This window comes from Ruegeria sp. BK1 (assembly GCF_056535645.1).
In genome coordinates this window covers 1,983,955-2,009,028 of the sequence record NZ_JBQFIS010000001.1, presented here as the reverse complement: position 1 = coordinate 2,009,028, position 25,074 = coordinate 1,983,955, and the positions used below count along the sequence as shown (strand labels likewise).

At 58.4% G+C, this 25,074-nt stretch carries 29 protein-coding genes; 19 read left to right on the top strand and 10 right to left on the bottom strand.

The window, feature by feature from the left end; all coding sequences use genetic code 11:
• The first annotated feature begins 23 nt into the window (after positions 1–23).
• The 7 genes from ACR3E7_RS10055 to ACR3E7_RS10025 are packed head-to-tail and all read left to right on the top strand — an operon-like array spanning position 24 to position 5,441.
• Positions 24–728 (top strand): response regulator transcription factor, encoded by a 705-nt coding sequence (locus ACR3E7_RS10055; protein WP_170775352.1) that lies wholly within the window; start codon positions 24–26, stop codon positions 726–728.
• Between the two features lie 33 nt (positions 729–761).
• Positions 762–2,474, top strand: a complete 1,713-nt coding sequence (locus tag ACR3E7_RS10050) for an ATP-binding protein (protein ID WP_480505755.1) — start codon at positions 762–764, stop codon at positions 2,472–2,474.
• A gap of 3 nt (positions 2,475–2,477) precedes the next feature.
• Positions 2,478–2,948, top strand: a complete 471-nt coding sequence (locus ACR3E7_RS10045) for an HPr kinase/phosphorylase (protein ID WP_480505757.1) — start codon at positions 2,478–2,480, stop codon at positions 2,946–2,948.
• A complete protein-coding gene (gene rapZ / locus ACR3E7_RS10040; RefSeq protein WP_170775357.1) occupies positions 2,933–3,826 on the top strand; it encodes an RNase adapter RapZ in 894 nt (297 codons plus the stop codon). Before ACR3E7_RS10045 ends, rapZ begins: the two co-directional genes overlap by 16 nt.
• Positions 3,823–4,236: a PTS sugar transporter subunit IIA gene (locus ACR3E7_RS10035; protein ID WP_170775360.1), complete on the top strand. Its 414-nt coding sequence runs from the start codon at positions 3,823–3,825 to the stop codon at positions 4,234–4,236. The genes rapZ and ACR3E7_RS10035 overlap by 4 nt, the downstream gene beginning before the upstream one ends.
• Complete coding sequence (locus tag ACR3E7_RS10030; protein WP_170356715.1) at positions 4,233–4,502, top strand: HPr family phosphocarrier protein; 270 nt, start codon at positions 4,233–4,235, stop codon at positions 4,500–4,502. The genes ACR3E7_RS10035 and ACR3E7_RS10030 overlap by 4 nt, the downstream gene beginning before the upstream one ends.
• Positions 4,503–4,541: 39 nt before the next feature.
• A complete protein-coding gene (locus tag ACR3E7_RS10025; RefSeq protein WP_170775368.1) occupies positions 4,542–5,441 on the top strand; it encodes a lysophospholipid acyltransferase family protein in 900 nt (299 codons plus the stop codon).
• Positions 5,442–5,514: 73 nt separating this feature from the next.
• On the opposite strand, the gene ACR3E7_RS10020 is transcribed toward ACR3E7_RS10025, so the two are convergent.
• Complete coding sequence (locus tag ACR3E7_RS10020) at positions 5,515–6,390, bottom strand: 3-hydroxybutyryl-CoA dehydrogenase (RefSeq protein WP_170775370.1); 876 nt, start codon at positions 6,388–6,390, stop codon at positions 5,515–5,517.
• Between the two features lie 162 nt (positions 6,391–6,552).
• Between ACR3E7_RS10020 and ACR3E7_RS10015 the strand changes: the two genes are divergently transcribed.
• Complete coding sequence (locus ACR3E7_RS10015) at positions 6,553–7,374, top strand: DUF6473 family protein (protein WP_480505760.1); 822 nt, start codon at positions 6,553–6,555, stop codon at positions 7,372–7,374.
• Between the two features lie 63 nt (positions 7,375–7,437).
• Here the strand turns inward: ACR3E7_RS10015 and ACR3E7_RS10010 are convergent, their stop codons facing one another.
• The 6 genes from ACR3E7_RS10010 to ACR3E7_RS09985 form a co-directional block, all read right to left on the bottom strand.
• Positions 7,438–8,367 (bottom strand): electron transfer flavoprotein subunit alpha/FixB family protein, encoded by a 930-nt coding sequence (locus tag ACR3E7_RS10010; protein ID WP_170775372.1) that lies wholly within the window; start codon positions 8,365–8,367, stop codon positions 7,438–7,440.
• Positions 8,367–9,125 (bottom strand): electron transfer flavoprotein subunit beta/FixA family protein, encoded by a 759-nt coding sequence (locus tag ACR3E7_RS10005; RefSeq protein ID WP_170775374.1) that lies wholly within the window; start codon positions 9,123–9,125, stop codon positions 8,367–8,369. The genes ACR3E7_RS10010 and ACR3E7_RS10005 overlap by 1 nt, the downstream gene beginning before the upstream one ends.
• 185 nt (positions 9,126–9,310) lie before the next feature.
• Entirely contained in the window at positions 9,311–9,883 is a 573-nt protein-coding gene (locus ACR3E7_RS10000; RefSeq protein WP_170775376.1) for a cob(I)yrinic acid a,c-diamide adenosyltransferase, read from the bottom strand.
• Positions 9,884–10,087: a twin transmembrane helix small protein gene (locus tag ACR3E7_RS09995; RefSeq protein WP_170356709.1), complete on the bottom strand. Its 204-nt coding sequence runs from the start codon at positions 10,085–10,087 to the stop codon at positions 9,884–9,886.
• Between the two features lie 77 nt (positions 10,088–10,164).
• Positions 10,165–10,992, bottom strand: coding sequence for an SDR family NAD(P)-dependent oxidoreductase (locus ACR3E7_RS09990; protein ID WP_480505768.1), 828 nt, complete (start codon positions 10,990–10,992; stop codon positions 10,165–10,167).
• Positions 10,993–11,060: 68 nt separating this feature from the next.
• Entirely contained in the window at positions 11,061–11,666 is a 606-nt protein-coding gene (locus ACR3E7_RS09985) for an SH3 domain-containing protein (protein ID WP_237217585.1), read from the bottom strand.
• 201 nt (positions 11,667–11,867) lie between these two features.
• Here ACR3E7_RS09985 and parC point away from each other — a divergent pair, with 201 nt between their 5' ends.
• The 4 genes from parC to ACR3E7_RS09965 all read left to right on the top strand — a co-directional run bounded on the left by parC (position 11,868) and on the right by ACR3E7_RS09965 (position 17,109).
• Positions 11,868–14,216: a DNA topoisomerase IV subunit A gene (gene parC / locus ACR3E7_RS09980; protein WP_480505763.1), complete on the top strand. Its 2,349-nt coding sequence runs from the start codon at positions 11,868–11,870 to the stop codon at positions 14,214–14,216.
• A 97-nt stretch (positions 14,217–14,313) separates the two neighbouring features.
• A complete protein-coding gene (locus tag ACR3E7_RS09975) occupies positions 14,314–14,907 on the top strand; it encodes a hypothetical protein (protein ID WP_170775380.1) in 594 nt (197 codons plus the stop codon).
• Positions 14,908–15,020: 113 nt separating this feature from the next.
• A complete protein-coding gene (tuf, locus tag ACR3E7_RS09970; protein ID WP_170356932.1) occupies positions 15,021–16,196 on the top strand; it encodes an elongation factor Tu in 1,176 nt (391 codons plus the stop codon).
• 169 nt (positions 16,197–16,365) lie between these two features.
• Positions 16,366–17,109 carry an FkbM family methyltransferase gene (locus tag ACR3E7_RS09965; protein ID WP_480502877.1) on the top strand — a complete coding sequence of 248 codons (744 nt, stop codon included), beginning with the start codon at positions 16,366–16,368 and terminating at the stop codon, positions 17,107–17,109.
• 54 nt (positions 17,110–17,163) lie between these two features.
• On the opposite strand, the gene ACR3E7_RS09960 is transcribed toward ACR3E7_RS09965, so the two are convergent.
• Together ACR3E7_RS09960 and rpe are read right to left on the bottom strand one after the other, a co-directional pair.
• Complete coding sequence (locus ACR3E7_RS09960) at positions 17,164–17,382, bottom strand: hypothetical protein (RefSeq protein WP_170790303.1); 219 nt, start codon at positions 17,380–17,382, stop codon at positions 17,164–17,166.
• Positions 17,383–17,496: 114 nt separating this feature from the next.
• Positions 17,497–18,183, bottom strand: a complete 687-nt coding sequence (rpe, locus tag ACR3E7_RS09955; RefSeq protein ID WP_480502876.1) for a ribulose-phosphate 3-epimerase — start codon at positions 18,181–18,183, stop codon at positions 17,497–17,499.
• 163 nt (positions 18,184–18,346) lie between these two features.
• Here rpe and phnC point away from each other — a divergent pair, with 163 nt between their 5' ends.
• From phnC to ACR3E7_RS09930, 5 genes are all read left to right on the top strand, one after another.
• The gene (gene phnC, locus ACR3E7_RS09950; RefSeq protein ID WP_480502875.1) at positions 18,347–19,168 is read left to right on the top strand and encodes a phosphonate ABC transporter ATP-binding protein; all 822 of its coding nucleotides are present in this window, start codon (positions 18,347–18,349) and stop codon (positions 19,166–19,168) included.
• Positions 19,169–19,231: 63 nt separating this feature from the next.
• Entirely contained in the window at positions 19,232–20,134 is a 903-nt protein-coding gene (phnD, locus tag ACR3E7_RS09945; RefSeq protein ID WP_480502874.1) for a phosphonate ABC transporter substrate-binding protein, read from the top strand.
• A 69-nt stretch (positions 20,135–20,203) separates the two neighbouring features.
• A complete protein-coding gene (gene phnE, locus ACR3E7_RS09940; RefSeq protein ID WP_480502873.1) occupies positions 20,204–21,085 on the top strand; it encodes a phosphonate ABC transporter, permease protein PhnE in 882 nt (293 codons plus the stop codon).
• Positions 21,082–22,440 carry a phosphonate ABC transporter, permease protein PhnE gene (phnE, locus tag ACR3E7_RS09935; RefSeq protein ID WP_480502872.1) on the top strand — a complete coding sequence of 453 codons (1,359 nt, stop codon included), beginning with the start codon at positions 21,082–21,084 and terminating at the stop codon, positions 22,438–22,440. The genes phnE (ACR3E7_RS09940) and phnE (ACR3E7_RS09935) overlap by 4 nt, the downstream gene beginning before the upstream one ends.
• Positions 22,441–22,449: 9 nt before the next feature.
• A complete protein-coding gene (locus ACR3E7_RS09930; RefSeq protein WP_170782966.1) occupies positions 22,450–23,064 on the top strand; it encodes an LbetaH domain-containing protein in 615 nt (204 codons plus the stop codon).
• Between the two features lie 161 nt (positions 23,065–23,225).
• On the opposite strand, the gene phnF is transcribed toward ACR3E7_RS09930, so the two are convergent.
• The gene (phnF, locus tag ACR3E7_RS09925) at positions 23,226–23,936 is read right to left on the bottom strand and encodes a phosphonate metabolism transcriptional regulator PhnF (RefSeq protein ID WP_480502870.1); all 711 of its coding nucleotides are present in this window, start codon (positions 23,934–23,936) and stop codon (positions 23,226–23,228) included.
• Positions 23,937–24,039: 103 nt separating this feature from the next.
• Here phnF and phnG point away from each other — a divergent pair, with 103 nt between their 5' ends.
• Positions 24,040–24,498, top strand: coding sequence for a phosphonate C-P lyase system protein PhnG (gene phnG / locus ACR3E7_RS09920; RefSeq protein ID WP_170790310.1), 459 nt, complete (start codon positions 24,040–24,042; stop codon positions 24,496–24,498).
• Complete coding sequence (gene phnH / locus ACR3E7_RS09915; RefSeq protein WP_170790311.1) at positions 24,498–25,073, top strand: phosphonate C-P lyase system protein PhnH; 576 nt, start codon at positions 24,498–24,500, stop codon at positions 25,071–25,073. Before phnG ends, phnH begins: the two co-directional genes overlap by 1 nt.
• The last annotated feature ends 1 nt before the right edge of the window (position 25,074 follow it).

Sequence of the window (25,074 nt, the reverse complement as noted above, 5' to 3'; positions counted from 1 at the left end):
GAGCAGGAATAGGGGCTAACCCGATGTCGAAGATTGCATTGGTGGACGACGACAGAAACATTCTGACGTCCGTGTCCATGACGCTTGAGGCCGAAGGCTTTGAGGTCGAGACGTACAATGACGGACAGGCCGCGTTGGACGCATTTAACAAGAAACTGCCGGATATGGCAGTTCTGGATATCAAGATGCCGCGCATGGATGGCATGGACCTGTTGCAGCGTCTGCGGCAGAAAACCCAGATGCCGGTGATCTTTCTGACCTCGAAAGACGACGAGATCGACGAGGTTCTGGGCCTGCGGATGGGCGCGGATGACTATGTCAAAAAGCCGTTCTCGCAGCGTCTTCTGGTCGAACGTATCCGCGCGCTGCTGCGCCGGCAGGAGGCGACCTCGGGAGATGCCACCGCTGCAACCACTGGCGATGCTAAAGTCATGGAGCGGGGAGAACTGCGGATGGACCCGCTGCGCCATGCTGTTAGCTGGAAAGGATCGGATGTGTCGCTGACGGTGACCGAGTTCTTGCTGCTTCAAGCGCTTGCGCAACGTCCCGGTTTCGTCAAAAGCCGCGATCAGTTGATGGATGTGGCCTATGATGATCAGGTCTATGTGGATGACCGCACCATCGACAGCCATATCAAGCGTCTGCGCAAAAAGATGCGCGCCGCCGACCCTGAGTTTTCGGCAATCGAGACGCTGTACGGCATCGGTTATCGGTACAACGAAGAATAACTTTGACTGAATAAGCAAAGGTAGTCGGGTCTGGTGCGCGATACGGAACACGCCAATGAGCTTCGCGACGGGGATGTCGTATTGGGGGATGACTGGGTCATCCCGCAGGATGCCGACGCGGCCGAACTGAACGCGACGCGCAGCCGTCGCAACCTGTTTGCCCTGCGCGGCTCGCCGCTGGCACGCAAGATCATCACCTTCAATTTGATCGCTCTAGTTACATTGGTCACCGGATTGCTGTATCTGGATGACTCGCGGGAAGAGCAGGTGGCGCAAACCGCGCAGAACCTGATGGGGGACGCCCAGCTTGTCAGTAACGTGTTCGAAGCGCAGTTGCGACAAAGCGAATTTGGCCTGTCTGAATATGCCGGAGAGCTGGACGTCAAGGATACTCTGGCCGAGTTGAGCCTGCCCGAAGGCGGTGAAGTCTTTGTTTACGATGGCTCAGGCACTCTGATCGGCTGGACACGCGGCGGTGAGACACAAATGCCGGGTCTGCTGAGCGTTGATGCGGATATTCAGTCAGGCAGTACGTTGATCAGCGACGCGCTCAATGCTGTCTGGACGGGCTTGTCACGGGTTTTCACCAGTGACGATCAAGGGGTCGCTCCGACCCTGGCGCAACGGGTTCAGGCCATTATTCCCGGTGCCCTCGAGGGGCAGACGCAGGTTCAGGCGGTCAAAGATGACGCAGGTGAGACGGTGATCGTCGCGGCCTCGGCAATCCAGCTGGAAGGCGTGCCGGTCGGTGCCGTCGCCATGGCAGGACCTGCGGGCGAGATTGACGCTTTGGCCCGGCGCGAGCAGGAGCGGATCCTGCAAATGTTCGTCGTGGCGCTGTTGGTTTCCATTGGGCTCAGCCTTGTTCTGGCCTCGACCATTGCAAACCCACTTGCCGATCTTGCTGCGGCGGCAGAAACCGGAAAAGACCGCGGAACAGGGGTTAATCCCGGACGTATTCGTATCCCCGACTTGTCGGCGCGACCAGATGAAATCGGACGCCTCAGCCGCGCGCTGCGGGGGATGGTGACGGCGCTTTACAACCGCATTGATGCCAACGAACAGTTCGCAGCCGATGTCTCGCATGAAATCAAAAACCCGCTGGCCAGTCTGCAATCGGCTGTTGGCACCCTGCGTATGGTCAAGCGCGAGGATCAGCGCGACAAGCTACTGGATGTGATCGAACACGATGTGCGCCGCCTCGACCGATTGGTCAGCGATATCTCGAACGCGTCGCGCCTTGATGCTGAACTGGTCAAGGAAGAGGAGCAGCCCTTCGATCTGCTCAAGCTGCTTGGCAATATCGGGCAATATCTGGGTGAGGATGCGCGCTCGAAAGGGATTGACTATATCACCGATCTGCCCAGCCAACCCATTGTCATCAACGGGCTTGAGGCGCGTCTGGCGCAGGTTTTCGTCAACCTGATCACCAACGCGATTTCGTTCTGTGAAGAAAACGATGCAATCCGCGTTTGGGTGCGGCGGCGCGAAAACCGCGTGTTGATCGTGGTCGAAGATACCGGCCCTGGCATTCCCGAACAGGCGCTGACCAAGGTCTTCAAACGCTTCTATTCGCAACGCCCGGCCGAGCATTTCGGCAACAATTCAGGCCTTGGTCTGGCGATTTCGAAACAGATCATCGAGGCGCATGGCGGTGTGATTTGGGCTGAAAATATTCGCCCGACCGAAGCCGACATCACGTCGGACCCGCTGGGTGCGCGATTTGTGGTTGGGCTGCCGGTTTAACCCATGAGTGGCTCGCCCCTCTCTGATACTGAAAATCAGGACAAGGCCATCATCCACGCCAGTTGCGTTGCCGTAGATGGCCTGGGCGTTGTGATCATCGGCGCATCGGGGTCCGGCAAATCCGGCCTTGCGTTGCAAATGATGGCTTTGGGCGCCGGGCTGGTGGGCGACGACCGTGTAGTGTTGCGCATGGACGGCCAGAACATTGTCGCAGAGGCCGCTCCCAATATCAGCGGATTGATCGAGGCGCGAGGCGTAGGCCTGCTGTGCGCCACAAACGTTGGGCCTGTTCCCGTCGCCTGTATCGTGGATATGGATCAAACAGAACAGGCCCGACTACCCGATCCGCTAGAAATTCGAGCCCTGAGGCAAACTGTTCCCTTGCTACGGGGCGGCGGCGTGCCCAATTTGGCCGCAGCACTCTTTCAGATGTTGAAAATGGGACGGGTGAACCCGGAATGGCCCAACACATGACACCGCAACGGCGCATCGTTCTGGTGACCGGTCCTTCGGGGGCCGGGCGTTCGACCGCGATTCGTGTGCTTGAAGATCTGGGATTCGAAGCCATCGACAACCTGCCGATGGGTTTACTTCTGCGCTTGCTGGATGGCTCGCAAGACGACCGGCCGATGGCGCTGGGAATTGATGCACGCAATCGCGATTTCTCGACCATTGGCTTTATCGAACTGGCCGCGAAATTGCGCCGGATGGAGCAGGTAGATCTGACCACGCTCTATCTGGATTGTACGGATGATATCCTTTTGCGGCGCTTTTCGGAAACTCGCCGCCGCCACCCTGTCGCTGCAAACGCCAGCCCTGAAACCGGTGTTGTGCAAGAAAAGGAACTGCTTGCCCCCATCCGCGAGATTGCTGACACCCTGATCGACACCAGCCCCTTGAACGTACACCAGTTGCGTGAAGAGGTTGAACGTTGGTTTGCCCCTCAAGGCGGGAGGCATCTGGCGGTTTCAATAGAGTCCTTTTCCTATAAACGCGGCCTACCGCGCGGGCTGGATATGGTGTTTGACTGCCGGTTTTTGGCCAACCCATATTGGCGGCCGGAATTGCGGGCAGAGGATGGTCGAAACCCGGATGTGGCGCACTATGTTCAGTCAGACGCGAACTATGCACCGTTTTTCGAACGCGTGGTCGATTTGCTCAAACTGCTGCTTCCGGCCTATCGCGCCGAAGGAAAGGCCCATCTGTCGGTTGCCTTTGGTTGTACCGGGGGCCAACACAGATCGGTCGCCACCGCCGAGGCGGTTGCAAAAGCCCTTGCGGAGGAGGGGCAGCAAGTGGCAATTAGGCACCGCGAAATGGAACGTCGCTTGTTGAATGTGAGGCCGGATTGATCGGGATCGTACTTGTTGCACATGGTGGATTGGCCCAGGAATACCTGGCGGCCATGCAGCATGTCGTCGGACAACAACCCGGCCTGGTCGCAATCTCGATCGAGGCCGATCATGACCGGAACGCAAAGCAGGCCGAAATTTGCGCCGCTGCCGACAGCGTGGATGCTGGCGACGGCGTCGTTGTCGTGACCGACCTGTTCGGCGGCAGCCCATCGAATCTCAGCCTGCGGGCCTGTGCGCCACAGGATCGGCGCATCCTGTATGGCGCAAATCTTCCTATGCTGATCAAACTGGCCAAATCTCGCCATTTGCCGATTGGCGACGCCGTGCGATTGGCGATGGAGGCTGGACGAAAATATATCAATGCGCAAAATGTGACATTGGACGAAGACCGGATTGACCATACATGACCACCCGAAGCTTGAAGATCGTGAACGAAAAGGGCCTTCACGCCCGTGCCTCGGCCAAACTGGTTGAGGTGGTGGAAGGGTTTGATGCTCAGGCAGAAGTGTCGAAAGATGGGCTTTCGGCCTCTGGTGACAGCATTATGGGCCTTTTGATGTTGGCAGCGTCGCGTGGAACGACTATTGACGTCGAGACGTCCGGACCGGATGCTGAGGCGTTGGCCGATGCGTTGGAAACTCTGGTGAACGACAAGTTCGGCGAGGGGTTCTGACCGCACCTGCCGCAGGACCAAGAACGGGAAGACCAGGAATTGGCGGAAACAACGCACGAGACCAAGACAGGCCCGGTTGTAAACGGGGTCGAGGATCAGGGGGAAATCTACGACCGTAGAACTCTGACCTATGCAAATTCCTTTGACGATGCGTGGACGTCGACAGCCATCCGCGCGATCGAATGGTGCACCGGCAAACTGACCATTTTGCGCATGGTCAACAAGTTCGAAAAGAAGAACGAGTATTATCGAGGGCAACGGTTCTGGGGCGGTGCGCTCGAGGTTATGGGAATTGACCTGACCACCCCGCCAGAGCAAATCGCAAATATTCCAAAGGAAGGGCCGGTCGTTGTGGTTGCCAACCATCCGCACGGCATGGTCGATGGGATGATCTTCGCCGAACTGATCGGGCGTGTGCGCAGCGACTACCGCATCTTGACTCGCTCGGTTCTAACCGGGCTTGACGAGGCGGCGACGTCGTTCATGATCCCGGTGCCCTTCCCGCATGACCCCGAAGCACAAGCCAAAATGCTGGAAATGCGCGGCAAAGCCATGGAGCATCTCAAAAACGGTGGCGTCGTCGCACTGTTTCCCTCTGGCGTAGTGATGTCCTCCGATGACTGGTTCGGTCCCGCGATTGAGCGGGAATGGAATGTCTTCACTGCCAAAATGATCCGCCGCTCCGGCGCTCAGGTCGTGCCAATCTTCTTCCCAGGCAGCAATTCGCGCGCCTACCAGATCGCCAACAAACTATCAGCGATCCTGCGTCAGGGTCTGTTACTGCATGAAATCGTTCGCTCCTGCAACAAACCGCAGTCCCCCGTTATCGGCGAACCGATCTCGGACGAAGATATGCAGCTGCTCGAAACCGACCCGCGCGGTTTCATGGCCTGGCTCAGAAAACACACATTGTCCCTGCGCCAGGCGCCCAAACACTGATCCGCCTCTTCATCTGGCTAGAAATATCCCGGGGGTGAGCCCGGATAATTTCCGGGCGAGGGGGCTGGCCCCCTTACCGCGTCGGTACTGGGGCATCACCCCTATAATCATAAAACCCACGTTGCGTCTTGCGACCCAACCACCCGGCCTCGACATATTTCGTCAACAGGGGGCACGGACGATACTTGGTATCGGCCAACCCGTCATGCAGTACATTCATGATCGCCAGACAGGTATCCAGGCCAATGAAATCCGCCAGTTCCAGCGGCCCCATCGGGTGGTTTGCACCTAGTTTCATCGATTGATCGATGGACTGTACATTCCCGACTCCTTCATAAAGGGTATAGACGGCCTCGTTGATCATCGGCATCAGGATGCGATTTACGATAAAGGCGGGAAAATCCTCGGCGCTGGCAGCGGTTTTGCCTAGCTTGTCGACCACCGCCTTGCAGGCACTGAAAGTGTCCTCATCCGTGGCAATCCCGCGGATCAATTCCACCAGTTGCATGACAGGGACCGGGTTCATGAAATGAAACCCCATAAACCGTTCTGGCCGGTCCGTGCGGCTGGCGAGCCGCGTGATCGAAATCGACGAAGTGTTCGACGTTAGAATCGTATGCGGTAGCAAATGGGGTTGCAGGTCTTCGAAAATGGCTTGTTTGACGGCCTCGCGCTCGGTCGCAGCCTCGATCACCAAATCGGTTTGCCCAAGCCGGGGCAATTCCAGCGTTGTTGTGATGCGCTTCAGCGCGTTCTGCATTGCCTCATCCGAGATCTTGCCGCGCGACGCCTGGCGGGCCAAATTGCCTTCGATTGTTGCCAAAGCACTATTGAGCGCATCCTGACTGACATCATTCAAAAGAACATCGTAATCCGCCAGGGCAAGGACATGAGCAATACCGTTGCCCATCTGTCCTGCGCCTATCACTCCGACTGATTTTACATCCATTTTTTGGTGCCTTTGTCTCACGGGTCAGGGCGACAGTATCGGTAGATTGGGGCGGGCGGCAAGAGCATCGGGTGCATCCAATTTGCTTCAAATGCGCACATTAGAGAATTCTCAAGACTTACGGCTGCAAGATGGCACCCGGGTGAAAAATGGGTGAGTGTTATGAGCTATCATCAAACAGGCTCGGGGATACCCGAGGATGCCGTTTGCCAATATTCTAGTGCGCGGCTTTGGTTTCGGGGGCCCAAGCGGTCCTTGGATACACCATATATGGCTTGCGCAGGAGGGACAGAAACCTTCGGTCGTTTTGTCGATCGTCCCTTTGCAGCAGTGCTTGAGGACCGGTTGGACCGGCGTTGTCTCAATCTCGGCAGTCTGTTTTGCGGAGTCGACGCGCTTTGTCAGGAAAAAGGCCTGCAGTCCATTTTAGACGCTGCAGAGCTATGCGTCTTACAGGCTCCGGACCTTTTGGGGCAATCGAATCGCTTCTATCGTGTGCACCCAAGGCGGAACGACCGGTTTCTTGCCGCGACCGATGACCTGATCTCGCTCTATCCCGAGATTGATTTCGCTGATGTCAATTTCGTGCATCATCTGATGAAACTGCTGCAGGGTCATCAGGATGCGAGGTTCGAAGCTGTGGCGGAAGAGTTGCGCCGAAACTGGGTCCGGGAGGTCGGCGGCCTGCTGCAAAGCCTGCAATCACCGGTGATCCTTTTGTGCCTTCGCGTCATACGGCAATCGGAAGACTCTCGACCAGTTCAGGAAACAGAAGTGCCGTTGACGCGTGAGATGCTGAACGTCGTCAGACCCTATTGCGCGCGGATTGTGCGGGAAACGGTGTGTGTTTCGGGCCAGTCGGATGAGTTGGAGGATATGTTGTTCGGTACGCTGCAACAACCGATGGCCGAGTTTATGATCGGACCCGCAGGGCATCGGTCGATTGCCGATGCGTTGGTCGGACCAATCCAGAATTTGCGCTAAAGAAAAGGCCCGCCAATCCGGCGGGCCCATCAGATTTTTCGTCGAAAAATCTTGGTCTAAAGATCAGCCGAGTTTCTCAGTCAGTTCCGGTACAGCCTGGAACAGGTCGGCAACCAAACCGAAATCGGCAACCTGGAAGATCGGTGCTTCTTCGTCTTTGTTGATTGCAACGATGACCTTCGAGTCCTTCATACCAGCCAGGTGCTGGATCGCGCCCGAGATGCCTACGGCAACGTACAGGTCGGGGGCAACAACCTTACCAGTCTGACCCACCTGCCAGTCGTTCGGAGCATAGCCTGAGTCAACGGCGGCACGCGATGCGCCAACGGCAGCACCCAGTTTGTCTGCCAGACCCTCGATCAGCTTGAAGTCCTCTTCCGAGCCGACGCCACGGCCACCCGAAACAACAACGCCAGCCGAGGTCAGCTCAGGTCGGTCGCTTTCGGCAACCTTGTCTTCAACCCAGGACGACAGACCGGGGTTGTCGCCGACCGAGATGGTCTCGACGGCAGCCGAACCGCCTTCGCCTGCTGCATCAAAGGATGCGGTACGGAAGGTGACGACTTTCTTGGCGTCGTTCGATTTCACGGTCTGGATCGCGTTGCCTGCGTAAATCGGACGCTCGAAGGTCGAACCGTCAACCACGCCGGATGCATCCGAGATCACCATCGCGTCCAGCAGGGCCGCAACGCGGGGCATCACGTTCTTAGCGTCGGTGGTCGCCGGTGCGACGATGTGCTCATAGCCATCGGCCAGGCCTACGATCAGGGCTGCCGTCGATTCCGCCAGACGGTGACCCAGCGATTCGTCTTCGGCGACCAGAACTTTGGCAACACCGTCGATTTTTGCAGCGGCCTCACCAGCAGCAGCGGCAGAACCACCTGCGGCCAGAACGGTGATGTCACCCAGCGCCTTTGCGGCGTTTACGGCTTTGGCGGTGGCGTCCAGCGCCAGTTCACCATTGTTGACTTCGGCGAGAAGAAGAACAGCCATTACACAGCCCCCGCTTCTTTGAGTTTCGCAACCAGCTCGTCAACCGAGCCTACGACGATACCAGCGGCACGTGCCGGCGGCTCTTCGGTTTTGACGATTTCCAGACGAGGAGTGACGTCGACGCCGTAATCGGCGGCGGTTTTCTCATCCAGAGGCTTTTTCTTCGCCTTCATGATGTTGGGCAGCGACGCATAGCGCGGCTCGTTCAGGCGCAGGTCAACGGTCACGATGGTCGGCATCTTGACGCTGATGGTCTGCAGACCGCCGTCAACCTCGCGGGTGATCTTGGCGCTGTCGCCTTCGATATCCACCTCAGAGGCGAAGGTGCCTTGGCTCCAGCCCAGCAGAGCCGACAGCATCTGACCGGTGGCGTTCATGTCGTTGTCGATCGCCTGTTTGCCCGCCAGAACGATGCCCGGCTGCTCTTCCTCGACCACTTTGGCCAGGATTTTGGCAACGGCCAGCGGTTCGATATCGGTGTGCACGTCGTCGGCTGCGACCACCAGGATGGCGCGGTCTGCACCCATGGCCAGCGCGGTACGCAGAGTTTCCTGCGCCTGCTTGACGCCGATGGAAACGGCAACGACTTCGTCAGCCTTACCCGCTTCTTTCAGGCGGATCGCCTCTTCGACGGCGATCTCGTCGAACGGGTTCATCGACATTTTGACATTGGCGAGATCAACACCGCTGCCATCCGCTTTGACGCGAACTTTCACGTTATAGTCAATCACGCGTTTGACAGGCACGAGTACCTTCATTTTGCGCTTGCTCCTCACAAATAACGGTAAGCCGCGACGCGACTCCACCAATGCTCTCGGACGTCTGAATAACGTCTCAAGTCACGCGACAACAGGGCAAAATCGTCATCTCGTGGGCTTGGGACGTCGCGTTTCATGTTTTTTGACGCTACGGCGCGCAACAAAGGTGCCGTAGAGTCAACGTCTCAGCGGTTTGCGCCCGGAATCCACAGCACATCGGCCGCGCCATTTTCATTGGCACAGCGTGCGGCCACGAAGAACCAGTCGCTCAGGCGGTTAAGGTATTTCACCGCCGTTTCATTCACCGGTTCCATATTGGTCAGCTCAACCGCTAGACGCTCGGCCCGGCGCGAGACGGTACGGCACACATGAAGATGCGCGGCCAGTCGAGACCCACCGGGCAGGATGAAGCTGCGCAACGGTTGCAGCGCCTCGTTCATGGCGTCAATTTCGGCTTCCAACCGGTCGATCTGCGAGGGGACGATGCGCAGCGGCGTATATTCGGCCTCGGCATCCTTATCCATGTCGGGGCGGCAGAAGTCGGCACCCAGATCGAACAGGTCATTCTGGATGCGCGACAGTGCGGCCTCGACCTCACCATCAGCTTCAGTTCGGGCGACACCGACGAATGAGTTCAGCTCATCCACTGTGCCATAGGCGGCAACACGACCCGAATACTTGGCAACGCGCTCCCCATTGCCCAAGGCTGTTTTGCCGTCATCGCCTGTGCGCGTGTAGATTTTGTTAAGCACGACCATTTACTGACCTCCCTGTCCGCGCAGCCAGACGTAGAGCACGATCAGCACCACGGCAATGAATTGAAACAGGATGCGCAGCTGCATCATCTTGTTGCTTTTCAGCGCGGCACTTTTCCCGGCCTTGCCGAAGTTTGAAATGCCGATCACCAGCACGACGACAACCGCCGCCATGGCCAGCAACAATACGACCATCAAAAGGTCCATGGGTCCACCGTCCGCGTTTATTACATTGGCCTATCATCTAGACCCGCGAGACCAAAATGCGAACCGGTAATTTCGTCTCAGACATCCGACAGGATGCGGTCGATGACCCGCGTCGGCAAAATCCGACGCAGCCAGCCTGCGATATATGTGGGCGTCGTGACGTAGTAGCGGGGGCGGGGGCGCTTGGCCTCGACCGCGTGGACCAGCTTGTCGGACACGGCCGAGGCCGGCAGTTCAAACCGGTCGGGTCCCGAGGATTCGTAAAGCCGTTTCAGCAGCGATCCTTCGTACCGGCTGCGAAGGGCGGAGTTTTCCCAATCGATAAACCGTTCGAAGATCGGGATGGCGTTCTCTCTCAGCCGCGAGGTGATGGGGCCGGGTTCGATCAGGATGACCTTTATCTCTGTGTCGCGCAGTTCCAGTCGCAGCGTGTCGGTCAGGCCTTCGATCGCGTATTTCGTCGCCACATATGCGCCGCGCCAAGGGTACGCGACCAGTCCCAGTACGGATGAATTCTGGACGATTCGGCCACGCCCCTGCGCGCGCATCACCGGGATGACCTGGCGGGTTAGTTCGTGCCAGCCAAAGAAATTGGTTTCGAAGATGGCGCGCAACCCGTCGGTGGGAAGGTCCTCGACTGCTCCGGGCAGGCCGTGCGCGCCATTGTTGAACAGCGCGTCGAGAGTGCCTCCGGTTGCCTCAAGCACTTCGGCGAGCCCTGTGGTGATGCTGTCGGTGTCGGTATAGTCGATGCAGGGGCTTTCAAACCCTTGGGCGCGCAGCCGGTCGCAATCGCGTTGCTGACGGCACGAAGCAAAGACGCGCCAGCCCCGTGCACGCATTCCATGTGCTGCGTCCAGCCCGATACCGGACGAGCAGCCGGTGATTAGAATTGATTTCTGCATCATGTCCCCGAACCTGAGCCTGGCCCATAGCTAGGGTGAGGCTGAGCTCGGGACAATTGCTGCTTTGGTTAGTTCGTCGATTTTCCGACCAGCGAGGCAGAAATCCATCCGACCTGTTGCTGTGGCAACACGCGCAGACGCAGCCAGCCGGTGCCCGAATCGCTGAGAATTTCGACCTTCTGGCCAATCGTGGCCTTGCCGATGATCGGATAGATCGTGCCCGGCCCATCGCGCATATTGACCCGCGTGCCCGAGATTTCGCGGATGTCCTTTTCCGGCTCTGCCGGTGCTATCGGGTCAGCCTGTTGGGTTTCGGCAGGGACTTGTTTCAGACCCGTCACACCGTCCTCAAGCGACGCAAGCTGGATGCCGCTGGTTTGGGTGTCAAACACCGACAAGCCATTGAACCCCTCCAGGCTGGCGGGTTCGGCTACGAATTCGACAATCTCGGGTTGCTGTTTGATCGGTGTGATGCGCACGGTCGGCGTGCGCGCGGCCACGTTGGTGACAAGCGCCTCGGCGGGTGCTGGTGCGATCTGAGTCGGACTGGGCTGGGCAGCAACGCGCACGGGTTGTTCTGACCGCAGGCCGCGCGGTTCAAACTCGGGCCCTCCGCTCATGACATAGAAGCACCAGCCGAGTGCAGCGAAACTAATAACGATAAGGCGCGTCATGGCGCATCCCCCAGGTAATCGTGAAACATGAAATAGGCAGCAGCTTAATGATCCGGAGCGTACCATATCTTAGGCCCCGAGTCGAAAGATCGGGGGAAATCCAGCAGTTGCCTCCCCCTGTTGCAAAAAGCGCCACTTGTCCCCAGCAAAATGAGCGCCGGTTGCTTTACCGCGGCGCGCTTGCGTCGTATCACATCATATATGAACGACACGATCGACGACCCCAACATGGAGACCCCCGAAGGCGGGGGCGAGGTAGCCGAACCGCTGCGCCGCGCGATTGGCGAACGCTACCTTACTTATGCTTTGTCCACCATCATGCACCGAGCGCTGCCCGATGCCCGTGATGGTCTGAAGCCGGTTCACCGGCGAATCCTTTATGCGATGCGCGAGCTGCGACTCAGCGCGACAGGGGGATTCCGTAAGTCCGCGAAGATCTCGGGCGATGTGATGGGCAACTATCACCCACACGGTGATGCCGCGATCTACGATGCGATGGCGCGTCTGGCGCAGGACTTTAACGTCCGCTACCCGCTGGTCGACGGGCAGGGGAATTTCGGCAACATTGACGGCGACAATCCGGCGGCCTCGCGATACACCGAGGCGCGGATGACCATCGTGGCCGAAGCGCTGCTGGAAGGTCTAAACGAAGACGCTGTCGATTTCCGCGACAACTATGACGGTACGCTGACCGAGCCGGTCGTGCTGCCTGCGCAGTTCCCGAACCTTTTGGCCAATGGCGCCAGCGGGATCGCAGTGGGCATGGCGACGAATATCCCTCCACACAATATCTCGGAACTGTGTGACGCCTGTCTGCATCTGATCAAGACGCCGGACGCGCGGGATGACACGCTGCTGAACTATGTCCCCGGCCCGGACTTTCCTACTGGTGGCGTGATTGTCGAGCCCCCTGAGAATATCGCGCAGGCTTATCGCACCGGGCGTGGATCGTTCCGCCTGCGCTGTAAGTATGAGGTCGAGGATCTGGGGCGTGGCCAGTGGCAGATCGTTGTCACCGAGATCCCGTATCAGGTTCAGAAATCCAAGCTGATCGAAAAGATCGCGGAACTGATCCAGACCAAGAAAATCCCCATCCTCGGCGATGTCCGCGATGAATCCGCGGATGACATTCGTCTGATCCTTGAGCCGCGTTCTAAAAACGTGGACCCCGAGGTGCTGATGGGGATGCTCTACCGCAACTCGGACCTTGAGGTGCGTTTCAGCCTGAATATGAACGTGCTGATCGACGGGGTGACGCCCAAGGTCTGCTCGATGAAGGAAGTGCTGCGCGCCTTCCTTGACCACCGGCAAGAGGTTTTGTTGCGGCGTTCGCGTCACCGCATGGCTAAGATCGACCACCGGTTAGAAGTGTTGGAGGGCTTTATCGTTGCCTTCCTGAACCTCGACCGCGTGATCGACATCATACGCTACGACGACGACCCGAAAGCCGCGTTGATGCGCGAGGATTGGGGCATCGACCACGTTCGTGCAAACGATGAATCCGATTACATCTCGCCCAAACCGGGCGAGGGCGAACTGTCCGAGGTTCAGGTCGATGCCATCCTCAACATGCGCTTGCGCAGCCTGCGCCGTCTGGAAGAGATGGAGCTGGTCCGTGAGCGTGACGCGTTGATGGAAGAGCGCGCCAATCTCGAAGACCTGCTGGCTGATCCCGCCCTGCAATGGGCCAAGATCGCCGAGCAGTTGAAAGAGACCAAGAAGACTTTCGGCAAAGACTATGAAGGCGGCGCGCGCCGTACCCAGTTCGCTGAGGCTGGTCAGGTCGAGGAAGTGCCGCTTGAGGCGATGATCGACAAGGAGCCGATCACGGTCGTCTGTTCTCAAATGGGCTGGATTCGCGCCATGACCGGACATATCGACCTTAAGCGCGAGTTGAAGTTCAAGGATGGCGACGGCCCGCGTTTCATCTTCCATGCCGAGACTACCGACCGCCTGCTGGTATTTGCCTCAAATGGTCGGTTCTACACAGTTAGCGCGGCCAACCTGCCCGGCGGGCGGGGCATGGGCGAGCCGCTGCGTCTGATGGTCGATCTGCCGAACGAGGCGCAGATCATCGACATCCTGATCCACAAGCCGGGGCGCAAGCTGCTGGTGGCCTCGGATGCGGGCAACGGGTTCATGGTGCCCGAGGATGATGTGCTCGCGCAAACCCGCAATGGCAAACAGGTCCTCAACGTCAAGGGCGACGAGACGGCAATGATCTGTAAACCGGTCGATGGGGATCACGTGGCTGTCGTTTCGCAAAACGGCAAGTTCCTGGTCTTCCCCACCGAAGACCTGCCCGAGATGACCCGGGGCAAAGGCGTGCGCCTGCAAAAATACAATATGGCACGAGGGCGGCAGGGAACGCTGGAGCTGGATGGTGGATTGTCTGATATCACGACGTTCAACTGGGAAGAAGGCCTGAAATGGTCCATGGGCGGTGACAAGACCCGGCACGAGGCGGATATGTCTCAATGGCTGGCCAAACGCGCCAGTGTAGGGAAAAAACCGCCCTACGGCTTCCCGAGGGACTATAAATTCTCGTGATCTCGCGCCCGCTTGCGGGGAATTCCGCCGATACGGCTTGGCACAGTCCATATCGGTGCGCTAGATCAAAGAAAACAGGCATATCGAGACGAGAGACATGTTGCGCATTCTGACCTTGATCACCGGACTGGCCCTGATGGGCGCTTGTACGCAGACACAAGTGTATGAAGAGCCCGAGTCGCTGGGTGAATTTAAACTGCGCGTCAACTATGCCTTTGCCGAAAAGGCGGTGCAGGGCCCGGTTTCACGCGATGCCACACCCGATGAGTGGACCGCGGCGATTCAGAATGCGGTGGATATCCGTCTCGGCCGCTATGAGGGCGCGCAGGATTACGACATCGGCATCAGCCTGGAAGGATACATGCTTGCGCCTCCGGGCATTCCATTGATCTACAACCCGCGCAGCACTGCAATCGTGCTTGTGAATGTCTACGACGTGAACAAGAAAGAGTTTCTGGCCAAGGGTAAAAAATTTCAGGTTCTGGAAGACACCACAGGCGGCAGCGCGTTCAAAGGCTCAGGCCATGAGCGCACCAAGGAAGAGCAGATGAGCGGTCTGTCCCTGAAGGTAGCGGACCGAGTCGAAGAATGGCTGGCCGAGGAACATCAGCAGAACGGTTGGTTCAAAAGCCGCCCCGATCTGATCCAGCCGCTGGATTCCGGTGAACTCACGCAAAATCCAGCGTCGTAAACGGCTTTTCCCGCAGGATGTGCTTGATTTTCCCCTGCGAACCAAATATCTCGCGCGCGCAGATGTAACCACGGGACCACGGGTCCCCCAAATCGCAAAAGGGCGCCTGAGGAATGGCAAAGGAAAAGTTTGAGCGTACAAAACCGCACGTCAACATCGGCACGATCGGCCACGTTGACCATGGTAAAACCACGCTGACCGCAGCGATCACCAAGTATTTCGGTGACTTCAAAGCGTATGACCAGATTGACGGTGCGCCGGAAGAGAAAGCGCGCGGTATCACCATCTCGACCGCCCACGTGGAATACGAGACCGAGAACCGCCACTATGCGCACGTTGACTGCCCCGGCCACGCCGACTACGTCAAGAACATGATCACCGGTGCTGCCCAGATGGACGGCGCGATCCTGGTTGTGAACGCCGCTGACGGCCCGATGCCGCAAACCCGCGAGCACATCCTGCTGGGCCGCCAGGTTGGCATCCCGAAGATGGTCGTGTTCATGAACAAAGTTGACCAGGTTGACGACGAAGAGCTGCTGGAACTGGTGGAAATGGAAATCCGCGAGCTGCTGTCTTCGTACGAATACCCCGGCGACGATATTCCGATCGTTGCAGGTTCGGCTCTGGCCGCGATGGAAGGCAACAACCCTGAAATCGGCGAAGAGAAGATCAAGGAACTAATGGCGGCCGTTGATGAGTATATCGACACCCCCGAGCGCGCTGTTGACCAGCCGTTCCTGATGCCGATCGAAGACGTGTTCTCGATCTCGGGCCGTGGTACCGTTGTGACCGGTCGTGTTGAGCGTGGCGTGATCAACGTTGGCGACGAGATTGAAATCGTCGGCATCCGCGACACTTCGAAAACCACCTGCACCGGCGTTGAAATGTTCCGCAAGCTGCTGGACCGCGGTGAAGCGGGCGACAACATCGGCGCGCTGCTGCGTGGTGTTGACCGTGACGGCGTTGAGCGTGGTCAGGTTCTGTGTAAGCCGGGTTCGGTTACACCGCACACCAAGTTCGAAGCCGAAGCCTATATCCTGACCAAGGAAGAAGGCGGTCGTCACACTCCGTTCTTCGCGAACTACCGTCCTCAGTTCTACTTCCGTACAACTGACGTGACCGGCACCGTGACCCTGGCGGAAGGCACCGAGATGGTCATGCCTGGCGACAACGTGTCGTTCGGCGTTGAGCTGATCGCGCCGATCGCGATGGAGCAGGGCCTGCGCTTCGCGATCCGCGAAGGCGGCCGCACCGTCGGCGCCGGCGTTGTGTCGAAAATCACTGAGTAATCGGTGAAGGTGCTGAGATTATTCGTCGAATAATCTCGGCCCTAAACGTTGAACTAAAGAAGGCCGTTCCATAGGGGCGGCCTTTTTCGTTGTGCTTGTGGCGAAGCGATGTTTCTTTAGCTCGACTGCTTCGCCGACTGTGTTAGGCGCGCCAACGGAGAATTCACCTATGGATGACATCGAAATTCGATTGGCTCGGCGTCTGAAACGTCGGGGCTATCAAGTATCGGTCAATAGAGAGAGCGGGGACTATATCGCAAGCCTGGGCTTTGAGGCCGCCACTATTTTCGATGTTGGCGTCGCGTCGGGCACCTCTCATCTGTATGAGGCCTTTCCAAAGGCGAAATTTGTTCTGGTCGAGCCGATCGCGGACTATGAAATTAAGCTGCGCAAGAATTGGGGCGACAAAATTGATTTCGACTTCCATGCCTGCGGTGTTGGCGCGGAAAACGGGCAGACCACCCTTCATATACCGACAGTTGCTGGCCGAGTGCTGGGAACGCGCGCTACGATGATGGCCTTTGACGAAGCCGCCAGTGCGCATACGTCCGGCATTGAGGAAAGACTGGTGCCCGTCCGCACGTTGGATGAGATTGCGCGTTCTTACGATGGGCCTTTTGGCCTGAAGATCGATACCGAAGGGTTCGAGATTGAGGTGATCAAGGGCGCAAGCGAAATGCTGCAAAACTGCGCCTTTGTTCTGGCCGAGGTCTCGGTTCGGCGATACCAAGGTGGTTATAGGTTCAGTGACTTTGTGGCAGTGATGGCCGAGCAGGGCTTTGAACTGCACGATTTCATTCGGCCTCCATCACCAGATGCCACGGATTGCGACGCGATCTTCGCGCCCTATCGCAGCGCGAAATTTGACTATCGGGACGCAAAGCTGTCCCGGATGACAAGCAAAGCCAAATAGCGCAGGGATGCGCCTGAGCCCTGCACCACAAATCGCCTTGGGTGGGGACTGTGTTTAGATCACATCCGCCAGAACCAGTCGGATGATGTCTTCGCGTCTCAAGCTGCGTGCGCGCAGGTCCTGATCGCTCATGACCCAATAGGCACGGATGCGTCGAGCCGAAGATCGCGCCTTGGACAGCTTGTGCAGTGCTGTGCGCAGTCTATGCGGCAAGCGCCCGGTCAGGCCAACGGGGTTAAAGCTGTACGGGCGGGGTGAAGAGGGTTTGGACATGGAAACACGCCATAGGTTTGAATTCTGACAGTCCGAAACCTAATCGCAGCTTGTGCGATTAGGTAGCTGAAATCAGGCATAGCCGCAGTGCAGCAGGTGCATGGCCCGAAGGCGTTAAAGTGCTGTTTCTGCGGCGGCGCGCACGGTGCGGATGTTCTCGCCATATACTTCGGGGGTCGAGACTGATCCGCCTTTGAACACAGCCGACCCTGCGACCAGAACGTCTGCACCGGCCGCCGCGACCAGTGGGGCGGTGTTTGGATCGACGCCGCCGTCGATCTCAATATGGATGGGGCGGTCGCCGATCATCTGGCGCAGACGGCGGACCTTGTCGGTCATGTCGATGAATTTCTGCCCGCCAAAACCGGGGTTCACGGTCATCACACAAACCAGATCAGTCAGGTTTAACAGGTGTTCGACCGCCTCGGCCGGGGTGCCGGGGTTCAGGGCAACACCAGCCTTCATGCCTGCAGCGCGGATCGCTTGCAGGGTTCGGTGAGTGTGCGGCCCTGCCTCAATGTGCGCGGTCAGGATGTCGGCTCCGGCATCGGCATAGGCCTGAATGTAAGGATCGACCGGAGTGATCATCAGATGGACATCCATCACCGTTTTCACATGCGGTCGGAACGCTTTGACCGCCGGAGGGCCGAAGGTCAGGTTAGGTACGAAATGACCGTCCATCACATCCACATGGACCCAATCGGCGCCCTGGGCTTCGATGGCCTGAATCTCGGCCCCGAAATTGGCGAAATCGGCGGAGAGGATCGACGGTGCGATCTTGATGGTGCGGTCAAAGCTCATGGCGGCCTCATGTCATCAGTAGAGTCGTCGTCGCATATACCGCCGACGTCCTACAAAGGGTAGCCCCCGCGCATTTTGCGCCGTTACAAAACTTTCACTGCCCTGACACATATTCGTTGAGCAGGATCTGTAGCTGACCGCCAACATGTATTGGGGGTGGCACGTGCTGCGTATCGAAAAACTGACCAAGCGCTTTGGCGACAATATCGCCGTGGACCGGGCCACGCTGGACGTGGACAAACCTTGCATGATCGGGATCATCGGTCGTTCCGGTGCAGGGAAATCGACCTTGCTGCGGATGATCAACCGTCTGACGGACGCCAGCGAAGGCGAGATCACTTTCCAAGGACGTGAAGTCACCAAGCTGAAGGGCCGCGACAAGCGTGCCTGGCAGGCCGATTGCGCGATGATCTTCCAACAGTTCAATCTGGTGCCGCGCATGGATGTGGTGTCGAACGTGCTGCATGGTACGCTGAACCGCCATTCGACATTGGCGACCATGTTCAACCTGTTTCCGATGGAGGAAATTCACCGCGCCATCGACATTCTTGACCGTCTGGGCATTGCAGAGCACGCACCCAAACGGGCCGAGGCGCTGTCAGGTGGGCAGCAACAGCGGGTCGCCATCGCGCGCGCGCTGATGCAGGACCCAAGCATCATTCTGGCGGACGAACCCATTGCCTCGCTGGACCCGATGAATGCGCAGGTCGTCATGCAGGCACTGCGCCGCATCCATGAAGAAGACGGCCGCACAGTAATCGCCAACCTACACACGCTGGATACGGCTCGTCGCTATTGCGATCGCGTTGTCGGTATGCGTGACGGTCGCATCGTGTTCGACGGCCTGCCTGAGCAACTGACAACCGGCGTCGCCCGCGAGATCTATGGCGCTGATGCCAGCTTCTCGGAAGAGGCGACATCGACCGAGATTGAGACGCTGGATGCGACTCAGAAGGCCCTGATGGAAGCAGAAGCAACCATCTAAGCCAACTACCCCTTTCATCGACCGGCCGATGAAAGGCCGGCATATCAAACCGGAGAGAAACAGATGAAACAACTGATGGCAGCCCTAGTGGCTACAACTGCAATGGCCGCGCCGGCCCTGGCCGCGGATATCAACGAATTCGGCATCGGCATTCTGGGCGGTGAAAACGCTCAGGACCGCCTGAACAACAACGAATGCCTGCGCGAATACACCGAGGAAACTCTGGGCGTTGAAACCAAACTGTTCGCACCGGCTGATTATGACGGCGTGATCCAGGGCTTGCTGGGCGGCACCATCGACATGGCGTGGCTGGGTGCTTCGGGTTATGCGAAAACCTACTTGTCTGATCCCGAAGCGGTCGAGCCGGTTCTGGTCAAGGTCAACACCGATGGCGGTTATGGCTATTTCTCGATCGGTTTTGCGCGCAAAGACAGCGGCATCACCTCGCTGGAGGACATGAAGGGCAAGACCTTTGGTTTTGGCGATCCGAACTCGACCTCGGGCTACCTGATCCCGTCGATCGAAATCCCTGCGGCAACGGGTTCCACCATGGAATCGGGCGATTATTTCGGTGAGGTGAAATTCACCGGTGGCCACGAGCAGACCATCGTTGCCGTGAACAACGGTGACGTCGATGGTGGCGTAACTTGGGCTGACGGCCTGGGCGATTGGGAAGATGGGTATCAGTCGGGCGCGCTGCGTCGCGCTGTTGATGCCGGTCTGGTCGACATGAACGACATGGTCCAGATTTGGAAATCCAAGCCGATCCCCGAAGGTCCGGTTGTTCTGCGCACCGCGCTGCCTGCAGATGTAAAAGAGAAAATGACCGCTCTGATGGCTGGTCTGGCTGAGAAAGACCGTGAGTGCTTCTACGGCGTTGCCGCCGGTGAAGCCCGCGCGTTCGAGCCGATCACGCATGACGCGTATGAGATCATCATCGAAGCGCGCAAGCTGAAGTCCAACTAAGCCTGCACACCCCAAAGACCGGGGTCCGGTGTTCCAAGCCGGGCCCCGTTTTCCACTCAGGAGCATTCCATGACAGACCTGACCGCAGGGTCCCCGACCGTCGACCAGATCCGGGACGACTATACCGAGATGACACGACGCAAGCGGGTCTATGGTGGTATTCTTCTGATCGTATTTGTGGCCCTGATGGCCGCCGGGTTCCGCACCGCGGATGACCGCAACGCCGGCAGTTTTTTTGACGGTTGGCGCTGCATTTTTGACTATCCGGCCGAGGTTCTGTCCGAGGCATGGGACAAGATCGACGCGTTGCCCGCCAATCTGGTCAAGTTCTTCCCTGCGCTGGTTGAAACGATCAACATCGCCGCCGCATCTACGCTGATCGGCACCATTGCGGGTACGTTCCTTGCGCTGATGTCCACACGTGGAATGGCGCTTTGGCCCGCGCTGATCCCCCTGTTTAGGCGTATCGCCGATATCTGTCGCGCTATCCCTGAAATCGTGATCGCTCTGGTCCTGGTCTTTATTCTGGGTGGCGGCCCGGTTCCGGCGATGATCGCCATTGCAATCCATACGGCTGGCGCACTGGGCAAGTTGTTTTCTGAGGTGAATGAGAACGCCTCATTGAAACCGGTCGAGGGTTTGGCTTCGGTCGGCGCGAACTGGTCGCAGCGCATGTACCTGGGCGTGATCCCTCAGGTTGGGCCGAACTATGTCAGCTACGCGCTGCTGCGGTTCGAGATCAACATTCGCGCCTCGGCCATTCTGGGTTTCGTCGGTGCAGGTGGTCTTGGCTATGAGCTGCGCAACTCGATGTCCTGGGGGCAGGGCAAGTACGATCAGGCTGCCGCGATTTTCTTGCTGTTGTTCGTCACCATCGTTGTGGTCGACCAAATCTCGGGCCATCTGCGTGATCGCCTGACCCACGGATCCGAGAAAGGAGCGCGGACATGAGCACCTTCGCCACTGACCTCACCCTTGATGAGTTGAAGGCCGAGGCTGATCGTCTGTTCAGCCGAAAGCGCCTGATCAATTTTGGATTGCCTGCGTTGGTACTGGTCTATCTGACCTATGTGTTTTTCGCTTTCGACGTGCCCGGATTGGCCGGACGCGCCAACTGGGAAAACGGCAAGACGCTTTTGGCTGACAGCTACAGTTACAAAACCCACATCGAGCGTGACAATCGCACAGGTGAAGTCTCGGCCGCAATCGAAGGTGAGCGCAAGGGTGCATATCCCGAAGGCCAAGCGCCGGATTGGGTAGCTCTGGGCAAGACCACGGTGATTGATCTGGAAGACGGCCATATCGTGCGGTTCGGCCCCGAGACGGTGGAATATGACATCCCCGGTTATGGCACGGTGCGTGCTACGCCGACCCGTTCGGCGGGTGTTCAGGCCGAGCTGCCCGCAGGCGACGTGCCCGACTGGATCAATGTCTCAAAGAACCGGATGGCGATCACCACGGATGCCGGCCGCCTGACCGTGACGCGCAACCGGTCCGAAGTGTTCCGCTATTTCAACGGGTGGGAGCTGTTCTTCTTCACCCTCGATAGCCCCTACTATGGCAAGTCGTTCCCGCAACTCATTGGGCTGGCCGCAAATGGTGAGGCGGGCGCGATCCTGAATGATTTCTGGACCAACAAGATGTGGCGCCATCAGGACGTGGCTTGGGCCATTTTCGAGACGATCCTGATGGCCTTCCTCGGAACCTTGGGGGCAGGCATTGTGGCCCTGCCGCTGGCTTTCCTTGCGACCCGCAATTTCAACCCGCTGCGTTCGGTTCGGTTTCTCACGCGCCGGGTGTTTGATTTTGTGCGCGGTGTGGACGCTCTGATCTGGACCGTCGTTCTGGCGCGGGCATTCGGCCCCGGTCCGCTGACAGGTGCGCTGGCCATTCTGGTGACGGATACTGGGACGTTCGGCAAGATTTTCTCGGAAGCGCTGGAGAATGTTGATCAAAAACAGATCGAGGGTGTCCAATCGACCGGAGCCAATGCGCCGCAACGCTATCGGTTCGGGGTGATCCCGCAGGTGACGCCGGTGCTGCTCAGCCAGTTGCTCTATTTCCTCGAATCCAACACGCGCAGCGCCACTGTGATTGGTGCGATTACGGGCGGTGGGATAGGCTTGCTGCTGACGCAGGCCATCATCACCCAGAAAGACTGGGAAGAGGTTGCCTACTACATCGTTCTGATCATCCTGATGGTAATGCTGATGGATTGGTTCTCGGGCTGGCTGCGTCGCCGATTGATCCAGGGCGAAACAAAGCCGCAACGGAAAAAGGCAAAGATCGCGTTATCCGCGAGCTAAGGAAATCACATGGCACGACTGAGTTCCGATCAACCGTTTATCCACCCAGATTGTGCGATCACCAACAGCACATTCGGCGCGTATGTCGAAATTGGTGCCGGGACGCGATTGGCCAATGTGGAGCTTGGGGATTATTCATATTGTGACAGGACCTGTGATATCGCGAACGCACAGATCGGCAAGTTTGCCAACATCGCCAGTTTTACCCGGGTCGGTGCAACGGATCACCCGATGGAGAAAGCCTCGTTGCATCACTTCCTGTATCGTTCGGCGGATTATTGGGATGACGTAGAAGATGATGCAGCTTGGTTCGAACATCGCGCCAGTCGGATGACCGTGATTGGTCATGACACATGGGTCGGCCATGCTGCGATCATCAAACCCGAAGTCACAATTGGTCACGGTGCGATTGTGGCCTCAGGCGCGGTCGTGACCAAGGATGTCACACCATACACCATTGTAGGTGGTGTGACGGCTGCTCCGATCCGGCCGAGATACCCCGCTGGCGTCGCGGAGCGAATGCTGGCCTTGGCCTGGTGGGATTGGGACAATGCGCGCCTGCGGGCTGCGCTTCCGGATTTCCGGTCGCTGCAGGCGGAAGCGTTCCTCGAGAAATACGAGTAGCCGCAACATGTGTGGGCGTGGTCCTCCCGCGCCCGCGCACGCATCGGCTACGCCGATACTCGCGGGCGGCCTTGGGCCCGGCGCCGCGCTTTGCGCGGCGCTATGCCCAACAGGATGAGACCTCCGGCAGGAGGTTGAAGACGGGCGGGAGCATTTTGGGCTCAATCATCCCCAAGTGTCAGAGTAACGCGCTCACCGGCAAATGTGGTGCGGCCATATTCGATGGGTGTGCCATCGGGCGCTATGTTGATACCGATCGAATGCAGGACAGGGGCACCCTCGGGCAAGCGCAGGTGCAAAGCCTGGGTTGCGCTCGCGGCGCGTGCGGTCAGGCGGGTGGAGTCGCGGGTGTAGTCGTCGATCCCACAGCGTTGCAATGCTTTGGTCACGGATTGTGTCTCGGACAAGGCGGTCAGAATATTGGGCAGGCGCTTGGCCGGAAAGACGCTTTGAAACAGAGCGATTGGCTGACCATCCGCTAAAGACAAGCCGTCATAGACGTGCACCGGATCGCCGGGGGTCAGACTCAGGGCCTCGGCCTCGGCCGCATCGGACGTTCGCGTTGTCAGGCTCAGGATTTTCTTGCCCGGAATTTTTCCGCTGGCCGATATGCTTTGGTGGTACCTGACGCGTTTTCCGATCGGATAGTCGGTGGGTCGCGCTGCCACAAAGACACCTGCTCCGCGCCGGGGGTGAACTAGCCCTTGCTCGGTCAGGTCTGCCAGAGCGCGTCGCACCGTATGGCGGTTCACACCATGCTTGGCGGCCAGTTGCGCCTCGGTCGGCAGTCGGTCGCCGGTGTCATAGCGGCCTTCGGCAATATCTGAGATCAGGGCCAACGCGATGCTTTTCCAGATGGGTGTTTTACTCATGTCATCAAATCTTCATGCACCGGTGGATTGCGGAAGGTACCGTTGAGGTGTAATATTTGTCTAGTTGTATAGTATAAATAGACAACCCATCCAAGAGGGTCCGATGACGGAATTGTCAGAAATCAACACCGAAGCGCGTCGGGCGTGGATGGGTCTTCTGGCCCGCGCGCCCGAAGACGCATTAATGGCCCTTTGGCAGAAATATGCCACGCCTCCGCGCTTTGAATGGCTGCGACGCCCTGAAATCGGCGGCGTTATGGTGCGGGGTCGTGCGGGGGCTACGGGTGCCCCATTCAACCTGGGGGAAATGACCGTTACCCGGTGTTCGGTGGTGTTGGAGGATGGCACGGTCGGGCATGGCTATGTCCAGGGCCGGTCCAAGCCGAAATCCGAGGCTGCCGCGCTGATTGACGCGTTGATGCAAACGGCAGCGGCGAATGACGTGCGTGCGCAGGTGATCGCGCCTTTGTCAGAGGGTGTGCAGGCAGACCGCACCCGGCGCGCGGCCAAAGCTGCTGCCACCAAGGTTGAGTTCTTCACGCTGGTTCGGGGAGAGGATTGATGACCGCACAAGCTCAGTTTTCGGGTGGATTCGACAATGCTCCGGTTCAATCGTCTCACGCCTTTCGCGCCGCGATGACCGTTATGGCGCGGCCGGGTGAGATCAGAACGCTGGCCGGGGCACAGCCACCTGCGCCGCTATCGGTTGCGGCGGGCACGTTGCTGCTGACATTGTGTGACCCCGACACCAAGGTTTGTCTGGCCGGAGAGTTAGACACGGATGCCGTGCGGCAATGGCTGACATTCCACACCGGCGCACCCTTTACGGATGCAGCGCAGGCCGACTTCGTGGTCGGTACGTGGCAAGCGCTGTTGCCGATCGGGCAATACCGCATTGGGACGGCAGAATATCCTGACCGCTCGGCCACCCTGATCGTGGAGTGTGATGGTCTGAGAGCGCAGGGGGCCCAGTTGTCAGGACCGGGAATCCGGGACACGGCCCGACTGTCGCTGCCTGATATTCCGGCGCTGCAAGCCAACGCGGCGCTTTATCCGCTGGGCTGCGATTTCTTTTTCACATCTGGTGCAACCGTAGCGGCCTTGCCGCGCAGTACCCAGATCAGCGCGGAGGTGTAAC